Genomic DNA, 17752 nt, shown 5'->3' with positions numbered 1-17752 from the left:
TCCCCCCACGGTCGACATGATCCGGTGATGTTCCAACGACCTTACTGTGAAGAACACTTGTGCAGGCCGTGAACGGATAAGCTCGACGGGAGCCGCTCCCGTGCAGGGGGCGGCGGCTGTTGTGGGGGAAGGACCGACCGATGTCCGATGGCGAACGGCACAGGCCGTTTGAGGGCCGCCGCCTTCTGGTGGTCTCGACGAACTACGCACCCGAGGTCACGGGCATCGGCCCGTACGCCACTCAACTCGCCGAGCACTGGGCGCAGTCGGGCGCCAGGGTGCGGGCGCTCACCGGGTTGCCGCACTACCCGTCCTGGCAGCTGGACGAGGCGTACCGGAGCGTCTGGCGGACCGTGGAGGTGCGCGGCGGCGTCGGGGTCCACCGGCGGCGCCACTATGTGCCGTCCCGTCAGAGCGCCCTGCGCCGCGCCGCGTTCGAGGCATCCGTCCTCGCCACCGGGCTCCTCGCGCCACCATCGGGACGGCCGGACGCGGTGGTGGCGCAGATGCCCAGCCTGGCCGGCGGGGTCATCGGCGCCCGTATCGCCCGCCGCCACCGCGTCCCCTACATACCCGTCGTCCAGGACCTGATGGGCGCCGCCGCCGCGCAGAGCGGCATCCGGGGCGGGGACCGGGCGGCGGCGCTCGCGGCGGCGGCCGAGCGGTACGCGCTGAGCCGCGCGACCCTGGTCGGCGTCATCCACGAGAGCTTCGTCCCCCGCGTCACCGCCCTCGGCGTCGACCCCGGCCGCATCCGTACCGTCCCCAACTGGACCCATGTGCAAGGCCCCACGGCCGACCGGGCCGCCACCCGCGCCCGGCTCGGCTGGGGCCCCGCCACCCCCGTCCTGCTCCACTCCGGGAACATGGGCCTCAAGCAGGGCCTGGAGGTCCTGGTGGACACCGCCCGCCTCGCTCCCGACCTCCGGGTCGTCCTGATGGGCGACGGCAACCAGCGCGACGCCCTGCGTGCCCGGGCCGAGGGGCTGCCCAACGTCGACTTCCTGGAGCCCGCGGGGGCAGGGGAGTTCACCGACATCCTCGCCGCCGCCGATGTCCTCGCGGTCACCCAGCGGGCCTCCGTCCTCGACATGAGCGTCCCCTCCAAGCTCACCTCCTACTTCGTCTCCGGCCGCCCGGTCGTCGCCTCCGTCGCCGACGAGGGCGGCACCGCCGACGAGGTGCGCCGCTCCGGGGCCGGGGTGCTCGTCGCCCCCGAGGACCCGGCCGCGCTGCTGGAGACCGTACGGAAGCTGGCCGCCGACCCCGTCGCCGCGGGCGAGCTGGGGGCCGGGGGACCGGCGTACGTGGCGCGCCGGCTGAGCCGGGAGGCGGGGCTCGCCCGCTTCGACGACCTGCTGACCGAGGCCCTGGACGGACGAGGGAGCGCCCGCCGATGACCCCTGCCAACCGAATCCCGGACGACCAGGACGAACCGGCACTCCTGCGCGACCAGTTCCGCCAACTCCTGCGCTACCGCGCCCTGCTGGCGGCCGGAGTCGTCATCGGCCTGTTCGGCGGCGGCTTTCTCGCCCTCAGCGGCGAGGACACCTACACCGCCACCGGCGAAGTGCTCGTCCGCTCCGCCATCTCCGACCCCTTCGCCGCCGGGGCCAGCGCCGACAAGGGCATCAACATCGGCTCCGAGCGCCAGACCGCCGTCAGCGACACCGTCGGCACCCTGGCCGCCGCCACCCTCCTCAAGGCGGGCGACGACGTCACCGCCCGCGACCTCCTCGCCGGGATCCAGGTCACCAACCCGCCCAACACCCTCACCCTCCGCTTCGCCTACACCGGCGCCACCCCCGAGCAGGCCCGCGCCCGCGCCGAAGCCCTCGCAGGCGCCTATCTGACCCACCGCAAGGCGCGCACCGAGGACAGCATCAAGAACATGTCCGACGGCTACCGGGCCCAGCTCGGCCCGCTGGAGGAGAAGCGCGACCTGCTGGAGAAGCAGATAGGAGCGGGTGCGGACAACGACGTCACCAGCGCCCGCGCCAACATCATCGTCTCCATCTCCGAGCTGAGCCGGAAGATCTCCGAACTCAAGGCCCTGGACACCACCCCCGGCTACCTCAACAAGAAGCCCGTCGCCCCGACGTCGCCCACCGGCCCCGGTCTGCCCCTGCTGCTCGGGCTCGGCGGGGTCGTCGGCCTCGCGCTCGGGCTGCTGCTCTCCTGGGTGCGGCTCGTCTTCGACCCCGCCGTACGCTCCACCCGCGAGCTGGTCCGCTCGCTCGGCGGCCCGCTGCTCGGCACCCTGCCCCGCGAACGCGCGGCCACCGGGACGGTACTGGCCATCGGCCGCGGCGGCTCCCGGCTCGCGGAGGAGTACCGCGCCGTCGCCTTCCGGCTCGCCTACGACCCCGAGTTCGCCGAGCGCCGCAGGCTCCTGGTCACCTCTCCGCGCGGCGACAACCAGGAGGCGGCGGCCGCCGCCGCCAACCTGGCCGCCGCCTTCGCCGAGATGGGCCGGGACGTCCTCCTGGTCGAGGCCGACCTCCGTACGCCCTCCCTCGCCCGCGCCCTGGGCTCCGCCGCGCACGAGGTCCGCCCGCCGCGCTGGGCCGCCGAGGAGGGCGACGGCAGCTGGCCCACCGGCGGCCGCGCCAATGTGGACGTCCCCGGCTCCGGCGCCTTCGCCCTGATCCCCGGCACCATTGTCGACAACGTCCCGCGCGCCCTCACCTCCACCCCGGTCGGCCGCATCGTCGCGGAGGCCGACCGGCCCGGCAGCGTCGTCATCGTGCTCGCCCCGCCGGTCCTCTCCTACGCGGACGCGGTCGCCCTGGTGGACCGGGTGGAGGGCGTCATGATCGTCTGCGACCCGCGCGAGGTGCACCGCAGCGACCTGGAGCGCATCCGCGAGATCATCGGCGCCTCCGGCGGCTCCGTCCTCGGCGCCCTGCTCCACCCGGGCCGACGGCGGCTCCGGCCGGTGCGCCGCTCCACATCCGCCCGGCGCCGCACCGGAGGCGACGGACCCGGCCCCACCGGCGGTCCGGAAGGCCCCGAGATCACCGGGGACCCCACCGAGACCCTCGGCCTGCGCTCGCTGACCCTCCCGGCGGTCCGGCGGTGAGAGCCCGCTGGGCCGTCCTCAGCTCGGTGGCGGACCAGGGCGTGGCGGCGCTCACCAACATCCTGGTGCTGGTGGCCGCCGCCCGGCTCTCCACCCTGGCCGACTTCGCCCGCTTCTCCGCGGTCTACCTGGTCTTCACGGTGCTGCTCGGCGTCTCGGGCGCGTACACCGGACAGCCCCTCGTCCTCAAGCGCGGCGGAGGTACGGAGACCCAGGGCGCCTGCCGCTCGGCCGTCGCCTTCACCCTGCTCGCCGCCGCCTCGCTCGGCGCGCTGCTGGCCGCCGTCTGCTTCCTCGTCCCCGGGGACACCGCACGGGCGCTGATGATGCTCGGCCTGGTGCTGCCGGTGGTCCTCGGCCAGGACGCCGTACGGTACGCCTTCTCCACCCTCCAGCAGCCCCATCTCGCCCTGCTCTCGGACCTGTTGCGGCTGGCCTGCGTCCTCGGCGCGCTCGGCACCCAGGTGTACGGGGCCTCTCCCGCCCGCCTGGTCGCGCTCTGGGGCCTCTCCGCCCTGCCCGCGCTGCTGCTCTCCGCCGCCCTGCTCCACCGCGCCACCGCCGGGGCCCCCATGGCCCTGCGCCCGCTGCTCCGGCGCGGCCACCTCGGGCAGCGGTTCACCGTCGAGTTCGGGGTCGGCAACGCCACCAGTCAGCTCTCCGTCCTCGGCCTCTCCGCCGTCGGCAACCCGCTCCTGGTCGGCGCCCTGCGCGGGGCCACCACCCTCTTCGGCCCGCTCAACGTGCTCTTCACCTCCGCCACCTCCTTCGGCCCCCCACTGCTCGGCCGCATCACCGACGAGCGCCGCCGCGTCCGGGCCACCGCCGCCCTGGCCGCCGTCCTCGCCGCCACCGCCGCCCTCTGGGCCACCGCGCTGGCCCTGCTGCCCGACCGCACCGGACGCCAACTCCTGGGCGACACCTGGTCCGTGGCGGCCGACCTGCTGCCCGCGACCGGCAGCCAGTACGCGGCGATGGCCGTCGGCACCTGCGGGCTGCTGGCCCTGCGGATGCTCGACCCGCGCACCACCCTCGCCATCCAGGTGGTCTTCTCGCTCACCGCCGTGGCGTTCCTCGCGGGCGGTTACGTCCTCGGGGGCGTCCAGGGAGCCGCCTGGGGGCTCTTCCTCGGCTCGCTCTGCAAGGCCGTCGTCACCTGGATCAGGGTCTCCCGGCTGCGCCGCCGCCCACCGGCCCCGCGCGAGGACGTCAGCGCCGCCGCGCTGCCCGCTGCTCCCTGAACGTGGCTATCGCCAGCAGACAGAGCGCCGCGATGGCCAGCTTCCCCGCCGCCTGGAGGAGCGGGCCGCGCAGCAGGATGAAGGTGTACCCGGCGATCAGCGGCGCGGCGATGGCCAGCACGCTCCCCGGGCCGGGCCCCGCCCGGGTGACGGCCAGGGCGTACCGGCGGTCGGTGCGGGCCGACGCGTAACCGATCAGCGCCATCCCGCCGATCATGCCGGTGGCGCCGAAGTCGACCCAGAACTCCGTCCATATCGGGGCCGAGAGGTTGGTCATCCGCAGCCCCATCCACTGCCCGACCCGCACCCCGGTGTCCTCCGGCTTCCCGCTCCACACCGCGCGCGGCACGAAGAACAGCCCGGAGCCCGCCAGTTGGCGGCCGTAGGTATGGCCCCGGGTGTCCACCCACGAGATGGTGTTGGCGAACATCACCATCTGGTCGTAGTCCTTGGTCACCAGCGGCTCGAAGACCGAGGCCGACTGCGCGGGCCGCTGCCCCTCGTCGTCGTACCGGAACTTGTCCGCGTACGGGAACACCACCAGCGCCCCCACCACCCCCGTGGCCAGCACGGTGCGGTAGACCGCCGCGCTGCTCGGCATCGCGGTGAACACGAACGCCATCAACACCGTCAGGAACCAGTAACGGGCGTTGGAGATGGGGTTGTTGACCACCAGGTTCAGCCCCGCCAGCGCCACCCACACCAGCACCGTCGAGGGGGTGCGCCGGGCCCGGTAGGAGGTCGCCAGGCGGCGGGTGTAGAAGAGCAGCGCCAGCAGCGCCGGGACCTGGCCGAACCCCTTGATGAAGGCCGAGCCCACATTGGACCCCTCCGTGACCACCCCGCTCGCCGCGACGGTCTCGTTGATCTCCTGGCGGCTGGTGAAGAAGACCGCGGGCCCGCCCAGCTTCAGCACGTAGAACGCGCTCGCCGCGAACGCCAGCACCACCAGCAGCCGCAGCCGCACCGGATGCGCCACCGCGGGGCCGCCGCCCGACCCCCGCGCGGAGGGCGTACGGCGCCGCAGCGGCCGGCGCGAGGCCAGCAACGCCCCCAGGTCGTAGGCGGCACACCCCACCAGGATCATCGCGATCGCGGTCACCAGGTCCTGGCGCGGCCCCACCATCGGCGTCGGCGTCTGCCCGATCACCACCTGGGCGAACGGCGCCACGCCCATCGCGATGTACACGAACATCCAGAAGACGCCCTGGAGCAGCCGCCGCCGGGTGGAGAGGATCATCGTCGCCAGCCGGGCCCCCGCGTAGCAGGTCAGCACCAGCTGGAGCCAGTACGCCGTGTCCCGGACCCCGCTGCCGGGCTGGGCGGCGATGACCGCGGGCAGGAAGCAGACCAGCCCCAGGATGAGCGGCACCGAGAGCGCCCGCGACAGCATCGACCAGGCGATCGGCCGCTCGGGCGGCTCCAGGGGGCCGCCCGGGGCCCCCGGCCCCTTCGGACCCGCCACCGCGCCCCCGGCCTCTCCCCGCGCCGACGTGTGCACCGACGCCATGCGCCGCCCCCCAGAGATCAGTGAACCGCTGAACACTCTAACGAATCAGCCCACTTGGGGAGGGCCGATGACTACCCTGTAAATACTTGGCCTTAGTTGAGGGGAACTCTGGTGAAAATCCTGCACGTCGTCACGCTCCACACCCCGGACCACGCCTTCGGCGGTCCGACCCGAGTGGCGTTCAACCTCTCCAAGGTCCAGCGGGCACACGGCGACGACGCCCGTGTCATGGCGCTCGGCGACGGTTTCCCCGGCGGCGAACTACCCAGCCAAGTCGAGGGAGTTCCGGTCCACCTCTTCCAGGCCCGCCACCTGCTCCCGATGTTCGAGGTCAGCGGCATCACCTCCGCCGGACTGCTGCGCACCGCCCGCCGCATGATGCGCGGCGCCGACCTGGTCCACGTCCATCTGATGCGGGACCTGGTGACCCTGCCCGCGGCGCTCCTCGCCCTCGCGACCCGTACGCCGCTGGTCGTCCAGACCCACGGCATGATCGACCCCACCGAGAAGAAGGTCGCCCAGCTCACCGACCTCCTCGGGGTCCGCAGGGTGCTGCGCGAGGCCGACGCCGTGCTGCACCTCACCGAGATGGAGCGGCTCGATGTGAACGCCGTCGCCGCCCCCGTCCCGCTCACCCGCACCGTACGGCTGGTCAACGGCGTCCGCCCGCAGGAGCGCAAGCCCGCCCGCGAGCCCGGCCGCCCGCCCACCATCCTCTACCTCGCCCGGATCCAGGAGCGCAAGCGGCCCGAGGACTTCATCGCCGCGATGCCGCACGTCCTCGCCCGCCACCCGGACGCCCGCTTCGTGCTGGCCGGTCCGGACACCGGCGCGCTGGCCGGCACCCTCGCCCTCGCCCGGAAGCTCGGCGTGACCGGATCCCTGGACCACGTCGGCCCGTTGGAGCACGACGAGGTGCTGGCCGCCGGGCGCGAGGCCGATGTGTATGTGCTCCCGGCGATCGAGGAGCCGTTCCCGGTCTCGGTGCTGGAGGCGATGTCGGTCGGCACCCCGGTCGTCATCACCCGCACCTGCGGCCAGGCCCCCGATGTGGCGGCGGCGGGATCGGGCCGGGTCATCGACAGCAGGGTCGGCGAGGACGCGGCCAACGCCCGCAAGGTCGCCGACGCCATTCTGGAGCTGCTGGAGCCGGAGGCCGCCGAGCAGGCGGGCAAGGCTGCCTGGGAGCTGGTGAACGAGCAGTTCACCATCGAGGCCGTCACCGCCACCCTCCGGCGGACCTACGAGGACGTGGTCCACCGGAGGCGAGGGTGACCGGGGGAGCCGTCAACGTACGGGCTTCTCACGGGACTTGAGGGCGATCTGCCAGCGGTAGAAGCTCATCGCCAGCGCGAAGTCGAACCCGGCGCGGCCGTCCAGGAAGCCGCGCTTGTAGAGATACATGTAGGCGAACGAGACCACCGGCTTGAACGGCGCCTTGTGGAACAACTGCCCCTGGCGTGACTTGACCTGGCGCACCTGCTCCTTCACCTGGGGGTGGTGCTCCAGCCAGGCCTCCCAGTCCGAGTACCGGTTGTGGCGCTCGAACCAGGCGGTGACCGGGTCGAGGTCCTGGTGCTCGATGGGGTGGGTGAGCGTGCCCACGGTCGCCGCCACCGGCTGGTAGTGGCCCTCCACCTCCCCGATCCCCGGTGCGTCCAGGTCCCCGACCTCCGGGTAGTGGCAGCGGGTCCGGTCGGTCAACGACCGCTTGCGGATGGTGTATCCGTGGCGCAGCCGCTTGCCGGAGAACCAGTAGCCGAGCGGGATGTCGTATGCGGCGGGCTTCGGCGCCGACGGGTCGCGGAAGGTCTCCCGCAGCTCGGCCAGCAGCCCCGGGCTCAGCCGCTCGTCGCCGTCGAGCAGCAGGATCCAGTCCAGGTCGGTGCGGACGTTCTCCAGGCACCACTGCTTCTTGCGGGGGTGGCCCCCGTCCCAGGTGTACGTGACCACCTCGGCCCCGCACTCCTCGGCGATCTTCGCGGTGTCGTCGGTGCTGTGGGAGTCCACCACGACGACCGCCTCGAAGTGGCCGAGCACCGACTTCACCGCCTCGGCGATGTTCAGGCCCTCGTTCTTCGTGGGGATCGCCACGGCTATGGGCAGCTTCGTCGTGCCGGCGGTCATCCCTTGACTCCTTCGGGCAGCCAGGCGTAGCAGCCTGTGGAGGTGAACGTACGGGCGGACTTCGGGATCGTGATCTTCCGCGACTCGCCCGTGTCGGAGGTCCCGGAGGCCAGCTCCTTGCCGTCCGCGCCCTCGATCTGCCAGGAGCAGTTCAGGGTGGGGGAGGCGGAGCGGTAGACGCCGGGGCGCAGCGCCTTGCCGGTGTGGGTGCCGTCCGGATAGGCGTACACGGCCTCGTCGACCAGGTCCTGGTGCTGGGGGCAGAGCCCCGCCACCGCGGCCGGGGCGCCCTTGATCTCGCCGGTGGCGATGGCGCCCACGGCGGTGTCCCGGTCGGCCTTGACCAGATAGCGCAGCTTGTCGCAGGTCTCCTGGCCGGTCTGGAGCACGGCGGCCGGGTCCATGCCCTGGGGCACCCGGTCCTCCAGATACTTCTTCTGCTTCTCGGTGAAGGTCCCGGTGGCCGGGGTGATCTCCCCGGGGGGTGTCTTCGGGCCCTGGGCGGCCGCGCCGGGAGCGGACGGCCCGCCGGGCCCCGGCTCCTCGGTGGCGGGCGCCGTGGGCGTGCCGGGGGTGCCGGTCGTCTCGGGCGGGGTGGACGTCGTGGCGGACGGGCCGGGGGCGGAGGGCCCGGAGGCCGCGGGGCGCTGTGCGCCCGCGGCCTCCGGCCCGTTCCCGTCGGCGGACGATCCGCAGGCGGCCAGCGCCACCGCCGTCAGGACGACGGCGGCACCGGCCAGGAACGGATTTCTCATGGGTCAGCTGTTCCTCAGAGCGTAGTGCGCACTGACCTGGGAAGAGGTCAGCGTGGTCGGATAGACGGCTGTCTCGTCGATCTGCCCGGCGAAGAAGTTGCTCGTCGGACGGTTCGGCCAGCTACCGATGTTGTCCCCGCCGATCCGCCAGTACCCCGGGGTGCTCTCGTTGGTGGAGACCAGGATGTTCGACGCGCGCAGCTGCCCGTCGACGTACAGCGCCATGCCCTGGCCGAAGGGGCCCTGGGTGGCGACGACATGGTGCCACTGGCCGTCGTTGTAGGCGGCCGGGGTGGTGACCGTCTGGGCGGAGCCGTTGTGGACGCCGAAGACGAGCCGGCCGTCGTTGCGCATGTAGATGTGCTTGTCGTGGCGGGTGCTGTTCTGCTGGGTCAGGTTCCCGAAGCCGATGATCTTGCCGCCGCGGGTGGTCGTGGTCTTGATCCAGGTCTCGATGGAGAACCGGCCCGGCGCGGTGTGCTGCCGGTTGCTGTAGGCGTACTGGTTGGTGCCGTTGAACCCGATCGCGGTGGACGGGCCGGTGATGGCCGCCGGGGTCTGCCGGTAGGCCGGGGCGTTGCGCAGGAAGCCGTTGTTGAGGTTGCCGCTGCTGTCGTGGGCGAAGGTGGCGCTCGGCTCGTCGAAGCGCCAGTAGAGGATCGCTCCGTCGGACTTCACCCGGGCGGGGTAGGCCTGGGTGGAGGTCGCCACGGTGGCCGACTGGGCCGGGGACCTGGCGCTGGTGTTGGTGCCGTCGCTCGCGGTGATCCGGTACGAGTAGGTCTGGCCCGGTACGACGTCGGTGTCGGTCCAGCTCAGCTGCGGCCGGTCCCAGAAGACGGAGTACCCGGTCGTGGTGTGGACGGGGGTGTTCGACCCGTCCTTGTAGATCCGGTAGGTCAGCTCACCGTCGTCGGTGTCGAAGCTGGTCTGCCAGTTCACCTCGATGGTGCCCGGGTTGAGCGTGGAGAGACTGACGTTGGGCACCCAGGGCGCCCCGGTGTCCGGACCGTCCCAGAACCGGGTCAGCCCCTGCTGCGGGGCCCCGTTGACGGTGGTGAACTCGCCGCCGACCCACAGGTAGTGGCGGCCGTCCTTGCCGGTCTGGGTCATGACGCGGGGACCGACCGGCTCCCCGATGCCGTCGTTGGTGTCCGGGAACCACGGCAGCAGCTTCGGGTCGTCGACCGACTGGGCCAGCAGGTGCTTGCGCGGCTGGTCGGGGAAGGCGCCCATGGAGGAGCAGTCGTGGGCGTGGCTGCCGCTGTAGAGCACACCGGAGTAGACGGCCACGGCCTGGGTGGCGCCCAGGCAGGTGTCCCGCCAGCGCTGCTGGAAGTTGTTCAGGTTGAGCGCGATCCGGCCGTCGAACACCCCGCCGCCGGTGCCCTCGTTGGCGGTGTAGAAGCCGGTCTCGTCGGTGGTGATGTCCATGACGGTGGACCGGTCGTGGATGAAGCCCGGGTAGGACTTGGTGAGCTGGCCGGTGGTGGCGTCGACCACGGCCAGGGCGTGGGTGCTGGTGCCGTTGATCCGGAAGAAGTCACCGCCGAGCAGCACGTTCTGCCCGTCGGGGGTCACCTCGACCGCCCGGCCGACCTCGTCGGCGTTGGCCGTGAACGGCAGCAGGGAGGCGTTGGCGGTGGTGACCGCCGCGAACCGGGTCCGGCTCTGGCCGCCGACGCTGCTGAAGTCTCCGCCCAGGTAGACCGTGTCGGACGTGACGGCGAGTGCCCGCACGGTGGCCGAGACGGCGATCTTGAAGTTGTTGCGGACGGTGCAGGTCGCGGTGTCGATCGCCGCGATGTTGCTGACCCCGACCCCGTTCACCGCGCCGAACTGGCCGCCCGCGTACAGGGTTTCCCCGTCGGGGGAGAGCGCCAGCGAACGTACGGTCGCGGTCCCCGAGGAGACGGTGAACGACAGCGAGCAGTCGGTGGGCGCCCCGGTCGCCGCGTCGAAGGCGGCGAAGTTCACCGCGGGCTGTTCACTCGTGCCGGGGGCGGCCTTCGGCGGCCGCAGGGTGGAGAAGGTGCCGCCCGTGTAGACCACACCGTTGCCGGCCGCCATCGCCCAGACGATGCCGTTGGTCTGCCAGGTGGACTGGTCGTCCGCGGTGAGGGCCACCGGCGGGGTCAGTGCGGCTGCCGGGGAACCCCCGGCCGCCGTGGCGGTCAGGGCTCCGGTCAGCAGGCAGAGAGCGGCGGAAGCGGCCCGCAGACGGCCGCGCCCCCCGAATCTTTGCCCCGTACTTCCGTTCATCATTCAGCTCCGAAGGTGAGAACGAGCTGCGGCCGGGAGGCCGCCGATCCTGCCTCGCCCGGGCCGGCTGCGGGGACGTCGAGTCCCGCCGCCGGTCGGGGCGAGTGGGTGGACGGGGCGAAGAGCCCCGTCCCACGCCGGCGCGGTGAGCCCCACCGGGTGACCGGTGGGGACGGCGGTTGCGCCGGTGGTGCTCCCCGGCACGGACGCGCTGGGCGCCGGCCGGGAGTCATGGGCGACCGCGCACCCGGTCCGGGCAGCGGCGGAGCCGGCCGGGGCGGTCGGAACGGCTGCCGGAGCGGGGACCCCGGCCGCCGGTGCGGTCACGGCGGTGAAGGGCCCGCCGCGCCGGTCTGCCGGGGTGGCCGGGGGCCGGGCGGGGTCACGCTCCCGGCGTCCCGGCCCGCTCACCTGTCCACCCGGACGGCGGCGCCGGTCAGCTGGTCCGAGAGCAGGCGGATGTCCGCGTCGACCATGATGCGGGCCAGCTCCTTCGACTTCACCTCGGGCTTCCAGCCCAGCAGCTCCTCGGCCTTGGAGGCGTCACCGATCAACGCGTCGACCTCGCTGGGGCGTTCGTACTTGGGGTCGTACCGGACGTGCTCGGTCCAGTCGAGCCCCGCGTGCTCGAAGGCGAACTCCAGGAACTGCCGGACGCTGACCCCCTCGCCGGTCGCCACCACGTAGTCGTCCGGGGTGTCGCACTGGAGCATCCGCCACATGGCGTCCACGTACTCCGGCGCGTACCCCCAGTCCCGGACTGCGTCCAGGTTGCCCAGGTGCAGCCGGTCCTGGAGCCCCGCCTTGATCCGGGCCACCCCGCGGGTGATCTTCCGGGTCACGAAGGTCTCCCCGCGGCGCGGCGACTCGTGGTTGAAGAGGATCCCGTTGACGGCGAACATGTCGTACGCCTCACGGTAGTTGACCGTCGCCCAGTACGAGTAGACCTTCGCCACGCTGTACGGGCTGCGCGGGTGGAACGGGGTCTTCTCGTTCTGCGGCGGCGGGCTGGCGCCGAACATCTCGGAGGACGACGCCTGGTAGATCCGGGTCTCGATCCCGCTGGCCCGCACCGCCTCAAGGAGCCGGATGGTGCCGAGCCCGGTGACGTCGCCCGTGTAGAGCGGGGCGTCGAAGGAGACCCGGACATGGGACTGGGCGCCCAGGTTGTAGACCTCGTCGGGCCGGATGTCGCGCAGCAGGTTCACCAGCGCCACCCCGTCGGAGAGGTCCGCGTGGTGCAGGACGAAGGAGCGCTCCGGCTCCTCGGGGCCCTGGTAGATGTGGTCGATCCGCTCGGTGTTGAAGCTCGACGAGCGACGTATCAGGCCGTGGACCGTGTACCCCTTGTCGAGCAGCAACTCCGCCAGGTACGAGCCGTCCTGGCCGGTCACTCCCGTGATGAGCGCGGTCTTCGCCACGTTTCCCCCTTCTCTGCTGTCCGCCTGTGCGACGAACAAGTCACCGACATATCGGAATTGGAGCGTTCTGCGGCAAAACATCTCCGCAGTCCCTTACTGCTGGCACAATCCGAGCCATGACGACCGAACTCCCCGTCCCACCCCAGGAATCCGCCCGTCCCCTACTGCGCCCCGGCTCCCGCATATTCGTCGCGGGCCACCGCGGCCTGGTCGGCTCGGCGGTGGCCCGCCGCCTCGCCGACGACGGCCACGAGGTCCTCACCCGCGGCCGGGACCTCCTCGACCTGCGCGACAGCGCGCGGACCGAGACGTATCTGCGGGACATCCGCCCGGACGCCGTGGTGCTGGCCGCCGCCAAGGTGGGCGGGATCATGGCCAACAGCACCTACCCGGTGCAGTTCCTGGAGGACAACCTGCGCATCCAGCTCAGCGTGATCGCCGGGGCGCACGCGGCCGGGACCGAGCGGCTGCTCTTCCTCGGCTCGTCGTGCATCTACCCGCGCCTCGCCCCTCAGCCGATCCGCGAGGAGTCGCTGCTCACCGGCGAGCTGGAGCCCACCAACGAGGCGTACGCGCTGGCCAAGATCGCGGGCATCGTCCAGACCCAGTCCTACCGCCGGCAGTACGGCGCCTCCTACATCAGCGCCATGCCCACCAATCTCTACGGGCCCGGCGACAACTTCGACCTGGAGACCTCGCACGTCCTGCCCGCGCTGATCCGCCGCTTCCATGAGGCCCAGCGCGACGGGCTGCCCGAGGTCACCCTCTGGGGCTCCGGCTCCCCGCGCCGGGAGTTCCTCCACGTCGACGACCTGGCCGCCGCCTGCGTCCGCCTCCTGAAGGCGTACGACGGCGACGAGCCGGTCAACATCGGCTGCGGCGAGGACCTCACCATCCGCGAACTGGCCGAGACGGTTGCCGAGGTGACGGGCTATCAGGGCCAGATCGGCTGGGACGCCTCGAAGCCCGACGGGACCCCGCGCAAGCTGCTCGACGTCTCCCGTCTGACCTCCCTCGGCTTCAAGCCGCAGATCCCGCTCCGCGACGGCATCGCCCGCACCTACGCCTGGTGGCTGGGCCAACTCCCACCCGCCGCCTGACCGTTCGCCACCGCGCGCACGCGGCGCGCGGTGGCGAACCGGAACTCCTCGCATGGACCGTCCGCCGTTCTCAGTAGGCCCCGCGGCCGTCGGTGACAGCACGCACCGTGCGGACGAGGAGCCCCATGTCCGTGGCCACCGACCAGTTGTCGACGTACCAGAGATCCAGGGCGACGGTCTCCTGCCAGGAGAGGTCGGAGCGCCCGCTGACCTGCCAGAGCCCGGTGAGCCCGGGCTTCACGGCCAGCCTGCGGTGCTCCCGCTCGTCGTAGCGCGAGGCCTCCTCGGGCAGCGGGGGCCGGGGCCCCACCAGTGACATCTGGCCCAGCAACACATTGAAGAGCTGCGGCAGTTCGTCGATGGAGGTCCGCCGGAGCGTCCGCCCCACAGGGGTCACCCGCGGGTCCCGGCGCATCTTGAAGAGCGGCCCGTCGACCTCGTTCTCCTTCGTCAACTGGGCCTTGCGCGCCTCCGCGTCCGCCACCATCGTGCGGAACTTCCACATGGTGAACGGCCGGTTGTGCTGGCCCTGGCGGACCTGCCGGTGGAAGACCGGGCCGCGCGAGGAGACCCGTACGCTCAGCGCCACCGCGAGCAGCAGCGGCGAGAGCACCAGCAGCCCGAACAGGGCGCCGGTCCGGTCCAGCACGCCCTTGAGGATCCCCTGCGGGCCGCCTCGCAGCGGAGGCGCGATGTGCAGCAGGGTGAGCCCGGCCGCCGTCACCGGGCGGACCCGGGAGGCGGCGATGCCCGACAGCTCGGAGAGCACGCACAGGGCGACGCCCGCGTCGTGCAGCCCCCAGCCCAGCCGCCGCAGCCGGTCCCCGGTCAGCTGGGGCCCGGGAGCCACCAGCACGAGGTCCGCCTCATGGGCGTAGGCCCCGCCGAGCACGGTCGTCACATCGTCGTCCGCCGGGCAGGAGGCGAGCCGCCCCGGCACCTGCACGGTGTCCTGAGCGGGCCGGCCGGATCCGACCGGCACCGCCGCCACCAGCTGATAGGCGTGGTCCGTACGGGAGTTGAGTAGCCGCGCCGTCTGGTCGATCCCCGCCGCCTCGCCCACCAGGAGCACCCTGCGGGCCCCCCGGCCCCGCCGTCCGGTGCGCGCCCGGCGCCGTACCCCCTCCACGGCGGTGGCGACCAGCAGCCCCGGCACCACCGCCAGGACGGCCGCCGCCGGGTCGACGGAGCCCCCCGCCGCCGCGTGCAGGACCGCCAGCACCCCGAGCAGCACCAGCCAGTCGCCGAGGGCGCCGAAGGCGCCGCCGGGCTCGCCCCGCAGCGGGTCCGCGTACCGCCCCCGCGCACCGCGCAGCCCGGTCCACACCAGGCCCGCGACGGCCGCCGCCGCCCAGGGGCGGGGCTGCCCGCCCAGGTGGAGCAGGAGCCAGGCGGGCCCGGCCAGGCCCAGCAGGTCGGTCAGCGCGCCGACCGCCGGGCGGTGGACCGGCCGCCGCCGGGCCGGTGGCCGGCCCGCGGACGGACCGCGCTCGGCCGACGGGGCCCTCCACAGCTGCTCCAGTGCCGCCGTACGATTCCGGGAGGCGGCGGTACGGGGGCGCGGTGCGCCCCGGATCCCCACCGGCCCGGATATCTCAGTCTCCGGTATCTCGACATGCCCCATGAACCCCCCAGTCACAGTCGCACCCCCACAAACGCGACGCATCCGCCGATCCCATGGACAGACGGATGCGCCCTCGCTCGGTGCACGATATCCACACACGTGCCATTTCGCTGGAGTTCTCGTGAAGTTCAGACGGCTCGGCCCAGACTCACGCGATCTGCCGCAACCCGCTGATCTTCCCTGCACAGGGCGGCTGTTGACAGGTCAACAGACTGGCAAGCGCTTGTGGGGCGCGTCCAGTGGCAGTCGGCGCCGGAAGCAATCACTCCGGCGCGCGCCGGAGCGAGAAACACAAACCCCCTGGCCGCGACCTGCGCAGTCAGGGGGTTCGTGGTCCGTGGGCGGCCCACCCGGGGTGGAAGGGGGCGCCCACGGGGTCATGCGAGACCGGTCGCGCGCCTCCGGGCCCTGCGGTGGATCAGCACGCCGCCGCCAACGAGCGCGGCGGCAGCGAGAGTTACCGAGATCACAGTGAGCCCGGTCGCCGCGAGGCTGCCCCCGGACGTCGTCCCCACGCCCGAGCCGCCTGCGACACCACCGCCGCCGACGGTCGAGCCGGTCCCACCGGCCGCGGAGCCGCCGGAGCCGGACGCCCCGCCGGAGCCGGACGCGCCGCCCGAACCGCTCGTGGACGAGCCGCCGTCGGTGCCGCCGCCGGTGGTGTCACCACCTGTCGAGCCGTCACCACCCGTTTCGCCGCCACCATTTGTGGCATCGCCGGAGCCGCCCGAGCTGTCGGAGCCGCCCGTGTCCGTGCCGTCCGTGGCCTCCGTGACCGTCAGGGTGACCGGGGCCGTACGCGTGGTGCCGACGTCGTTGCGGAACTCGGCGCGGTAGCGGTAGCCGTCCTGGGCCGTCCGCGCGGTGAACGTGAGCACCGGCTCGGTGGCCCCCTCCACGTCCCGCCAGGTCTGCGAGCCGTCGGTGCTCACCTGCCAGCGGACCGAGGGCTCCGGGGTGCCCTCCGCGCGGGCGGTGAGGGACACCTCATCGCCGTCCTTCACCGAGCGGTCCGCGGGCGCCTGGGTGACCAGGGGCGAGACCTGCCGGGTGAGCCGGGTGACCTTCCCCTCGGCGGGGCTGGTGACGAAGACCGTGGCCCCGCCCGGCTCGACGGCGAGCGCGGCGGCGCCCGACTGCGAGTGGTTGCCGGGCAGCGACAGCTCCTTCGCCGCCGGGGCGAAGTCCTCGGTGCCGTACACCGTCAGCGTGCCGTTGTTGTCGTCGGCCGGGTCCGAGAGGTCCCCGCCGTCCTGCCGGACGACGAAGGCGCGCCCGCTCTCCGCGTCGAAGGCGGCGTCCCGGGCCAGGTCCTTGCCGGCCAGCGTCTTCACCGGCTTGCCCGTGGCGTCGAAGACCAGCACGGACCGGTTGACGCCGACCCAGACCGCCCCGCTCGCCGGGTCCGTCTCGGTGAACCCGGTCATGCCGTCGGCGCCGGGCAGGTCGAAGGAGCCCGTCACGGTGAAGGAGTCGAGATCGACCCGGTGCAGCTTCCCGGCGGCGAAGTCGCTGAACCAGACCGCGTCCCGGGCGTGGTCGGCGGCGAACTGGTTGCCGCCCGGCAGCGTGAGGCTCCGGGTGGCCGTGCCGGACGCGGTCTCGATCTCGGAGAGCTTGGTCCCCTGGGCGACCAGCACCGTGCCCGCGGCCGTACCGGGGGCGATGTCCGTGATCGTGGACCCGGCGAGCCAGACGCCCGAGGCCGCCGCGTCGCCCGCCTTGGTGCTCCCGACGCCCCGCAGCGGGTAGTTGTAGACCACGCCGTCACCCGGCAGCGGCCCCGAGATCCGTGCCGCCGCCGAGGCACGGAGGGCGCCGGTCGACCCGGGGGCGTCGCTGATCCAGCTCTCCGCCTTGCCGTCCGCGGGGTTGAGCACATGGAGCCCGCGCTCGTCGACGTCGGCCGTGTCGGGGAGGTTGTCCGCACCGACGTACAGCTTCTTGGAGTCCGGGTGGAGCAGCAGGTCCAGCGGCTTGCCCGCCGAGGTGAAGTCCGCGGCCGGCTTGTACGAGACGGTCCCCGCGGGTACGTCGACCCCCTCGCCGCCCCCTTCGCACGGCTCCTGGCCCGCGAAGGTCACCGGTATCCGCACGTCCTGGCTGCGGTCGCCGCTCGACCGGTGGTCGGCCCGGGTGACGACGGAGCACGGCACGTCGGCGCAGTCCAGCCCGTCGCCCTTGGCCTTGATCTCGATCTCCACGTCGAAGGTGCCGCCGGGGCCGAAGGGCAGGGCGAGTTCACCCTCGTACGGGTCGCCCGGGGGCACGATCCACTGGGAGTTCTTCGAGCCGCCGCTCATGTCGGCGCCGCCGAGGCAGGGGGAGGGGACCCGGTTCGCCCCGGTGTCCTTGCAGAGCGCGACGTAGATCCCGGCGGTCGTGCCGTACCCCTCGCCGGTGACCCGGATCTTCTGGCCCGCCGGGTCGAGCCCGGTGGTGGCCGAGACGGTGAGCTTCTGGCCCTGGGGGCCGGTGGCGCTCTTCGGGGCGGAGGCGTCGGCGCTGACCGCGGCGCCCGCGGGGACCGCCGCGAGGAGCAGGGCGGCGGCCGCGGAGAGCCGGCGGCCGGGTCTGCGGGGGCGGCCGGCGCCGGCCGGCGGGGTGCCCGGAGTGGGTGTCATGTCATT

The 17752-nt window shown here is 72.9% G+C and carries 12 protein-coding genes; 5 read left to right on the top strand and 7 right to left on the bottom strand.

Annotation, left to right across the window (positions count from 1 at the left end):
* Window positions 1–140 precede the first annotated feature (140 nt).
* Genes DJ476_RS05915 through DJ476_RS05905 form a run of 3 tightly spaced genes read left to right on the top strand, consistent with a single transcriptional unit; the run spans window position 141 to window position 4323 of the window.
* Window positions 141–1400: a glycosyltransferase gene (locus DJ476_RS05915; RefSeq protein ID WP_112490024.1), complete on the top strand. Its 1260-nt coding sequence runs from the start codon at window positions 141–143 to the stop codon at window positions 1398–1400.
* Window positions 1397–3082, top strand: a complete 1686-nt coding sequence (locus tag DJ476_RS05910; protein ID WP_112490023.1) for a lipopolysaccharide biosynthesis protein — start codon at window positions 1397–1399, stop codon at window positions 3080–3082. Before DJ476_RS05915 ends, DJ476_RS05910 begins: the two co-directional genes overlap by 4 nt.
* The gene (locus DJ476_RS05905) at window positions 3079–4323 is read left to right on the top strand and encodes an MATE family efflux transporter (protein WP_112490022.1); all 1245 of its coding nucleotides are present in this window, start codon (window positions 3079–3081) and stop codon (window positions 4321–4323) included. The genes DJ476_RS05910 and DJ476_RS05905 overlap by 4 nt, the downstream gene beginning before the upstream one ends.
* Here DJ476_RS05905 and DJ476_RS05900 read toward each other — a convergent pair.
* Window positions 4292–5833, bottom strand: coding sequence for a hypothetical protein (locus DJ476_RS05900; RefSeq protein ID WP_103419539.1), 1542 nt, complete (start codon window positions 5831–5833; stop codon window positions 4292–4294). The two genes, DJ476_RS05905 and DJ476_RS05900, sit on opposite strands and share 32 nt — an antisense overlap.
* A gap of 111 nt (window positions 5834–5944) precedes the next feature.
* Here DJ476_RS05900 and DJ476_RS05895 point away from each other — a divergent pair, with 111 nt between their 5' ends.
* Window positions 5945–7108, top strand: a complete 1164-nt coding sequence (locus tag DJ476_RS05895; RefSeq protein ID WP_112490021.1) for a glycosyltransferase — start codon at window positions 5945–5947, stop codon at window positions 7106–7108.
* 12 nt (window positions 7109–7120) lie between these two features.
* On the opposite strand, the gene DJ476_RS05890 is transcribed toward DJ476_RS05895, so the two are convergent.
* The 4 genes from DJ476_RS05890 to gmd all read right to left on the bottom strand — a co-directional run bounded on the left by DJ476_RS05890 (window position 7121) and on the right by gmd (window position 12398).
* Window positions 7121–7960 carry a glycosyltransferase family 2 protein gene (locus DJ476_RS05890; protein WP_103419537.1) on the bottom strand — a complete coding sequence of 280 codons (840 nt, stop codon included), beginning with the start codon at window positions 7958–7960 and terminating at the stop codon, window positions 7121–7123.
* Window positions 7957–8715, bottom strand: a complete 759-nt coding sequence (locus tag DJ476_RS05885) for a hypothetical protein (protein WP_112490020.1) — start codon at window positions 8713–8715, stop codon at window positions 7957–7959. The genes DJ476_RS05890 and DJ476_RS05885 overlap by 4 nt, the downstream gene beginning before the upstream one ends.
* 3 nt (window positions 8716–8718) lie before the next feature.
* On the bottom strand, window positions 8719–10980 hold the full coding sequence (locus DJ476_RS05880; protein ID WP_103419535.1) for a LamG-like jellyroll fold domain-containing protein: 2262 nt from the start codon (window positions 10978–10980) through the stop codon (window positions 8719–8721).
* Window positions 10981–11384: 404 nt separating this feature from the next.
* On the bottom strand, window positions 11385–12398 hold the full coding sequence (gene gmd, locus DJ476_RS05875; protein ID WP_103419534.1) for a GDP-mannose 4,6-dehydratase: 1014 nt from the start codon (window positions 12396–12398) through the stop codon (window positions 11385–11387).
* 116 nt (window positions 12399–12514) lie between these two features.
* Between gmd and DJ476_RS05870 the strand changes: the two genes are divergently transcribed.
* Window positions 12515–13498 carry a GDP-L-fucose synthase family protein gene (locus DJ476_RS05870; RefSeq protein ID WP_112490019.1) on the top strand — a complete coding sequence of 328 codons (984 nt, stop codon included), beginning with the start codon at window positions 12515–12517 and terminating at the stop codon, window positions 13496–13498.
* Between the two features lie 70 nt (window positions 13499–13568).
* On the opposite strand, the gene DJ476_RS05865 is transcribed toward DJ476_RS05870, so the two are convergent.
* Window positions 13569–15080 (bottom strand): sugar transferase, encoded by a 1512-nt coding sequence (locus DJ476_RS05865; RefSeq protein WP_103419532.1) that lies wholly within the window; start codon window positions 15078–15080, stop codon window positions 13569–13571.
* Window positions 15081–15499: 419 nt separating this feature from the next.
* A complete protein-coding gene (locus DJ476_RS05860; protein WP_112490018.1) occupies window positions 15500–17746 on the bottom strand; it encodes a hypothetical protein in 2247 nt (748 codons plus the stop codon).
* Window positions 17747–17752 lie beyond the last annotated feature (6 nt).

Origin of the sequence: Streptomyces bacillaris (genome assembly GCF_003268675.1) — a bacterium.
Classification (GTDB): domain Bacteria; phylum Actinomycetota; class Actinomycetes; order Streptomycetales; family Streptomycetaceae; genus Streptomyces; species Streptomyces bacillaris.
The sequence above is the reverse complement of the archived record's forward strand: the minus strand, read 5'-3'. Positions and strand labels throughout refer to the sequence as shown.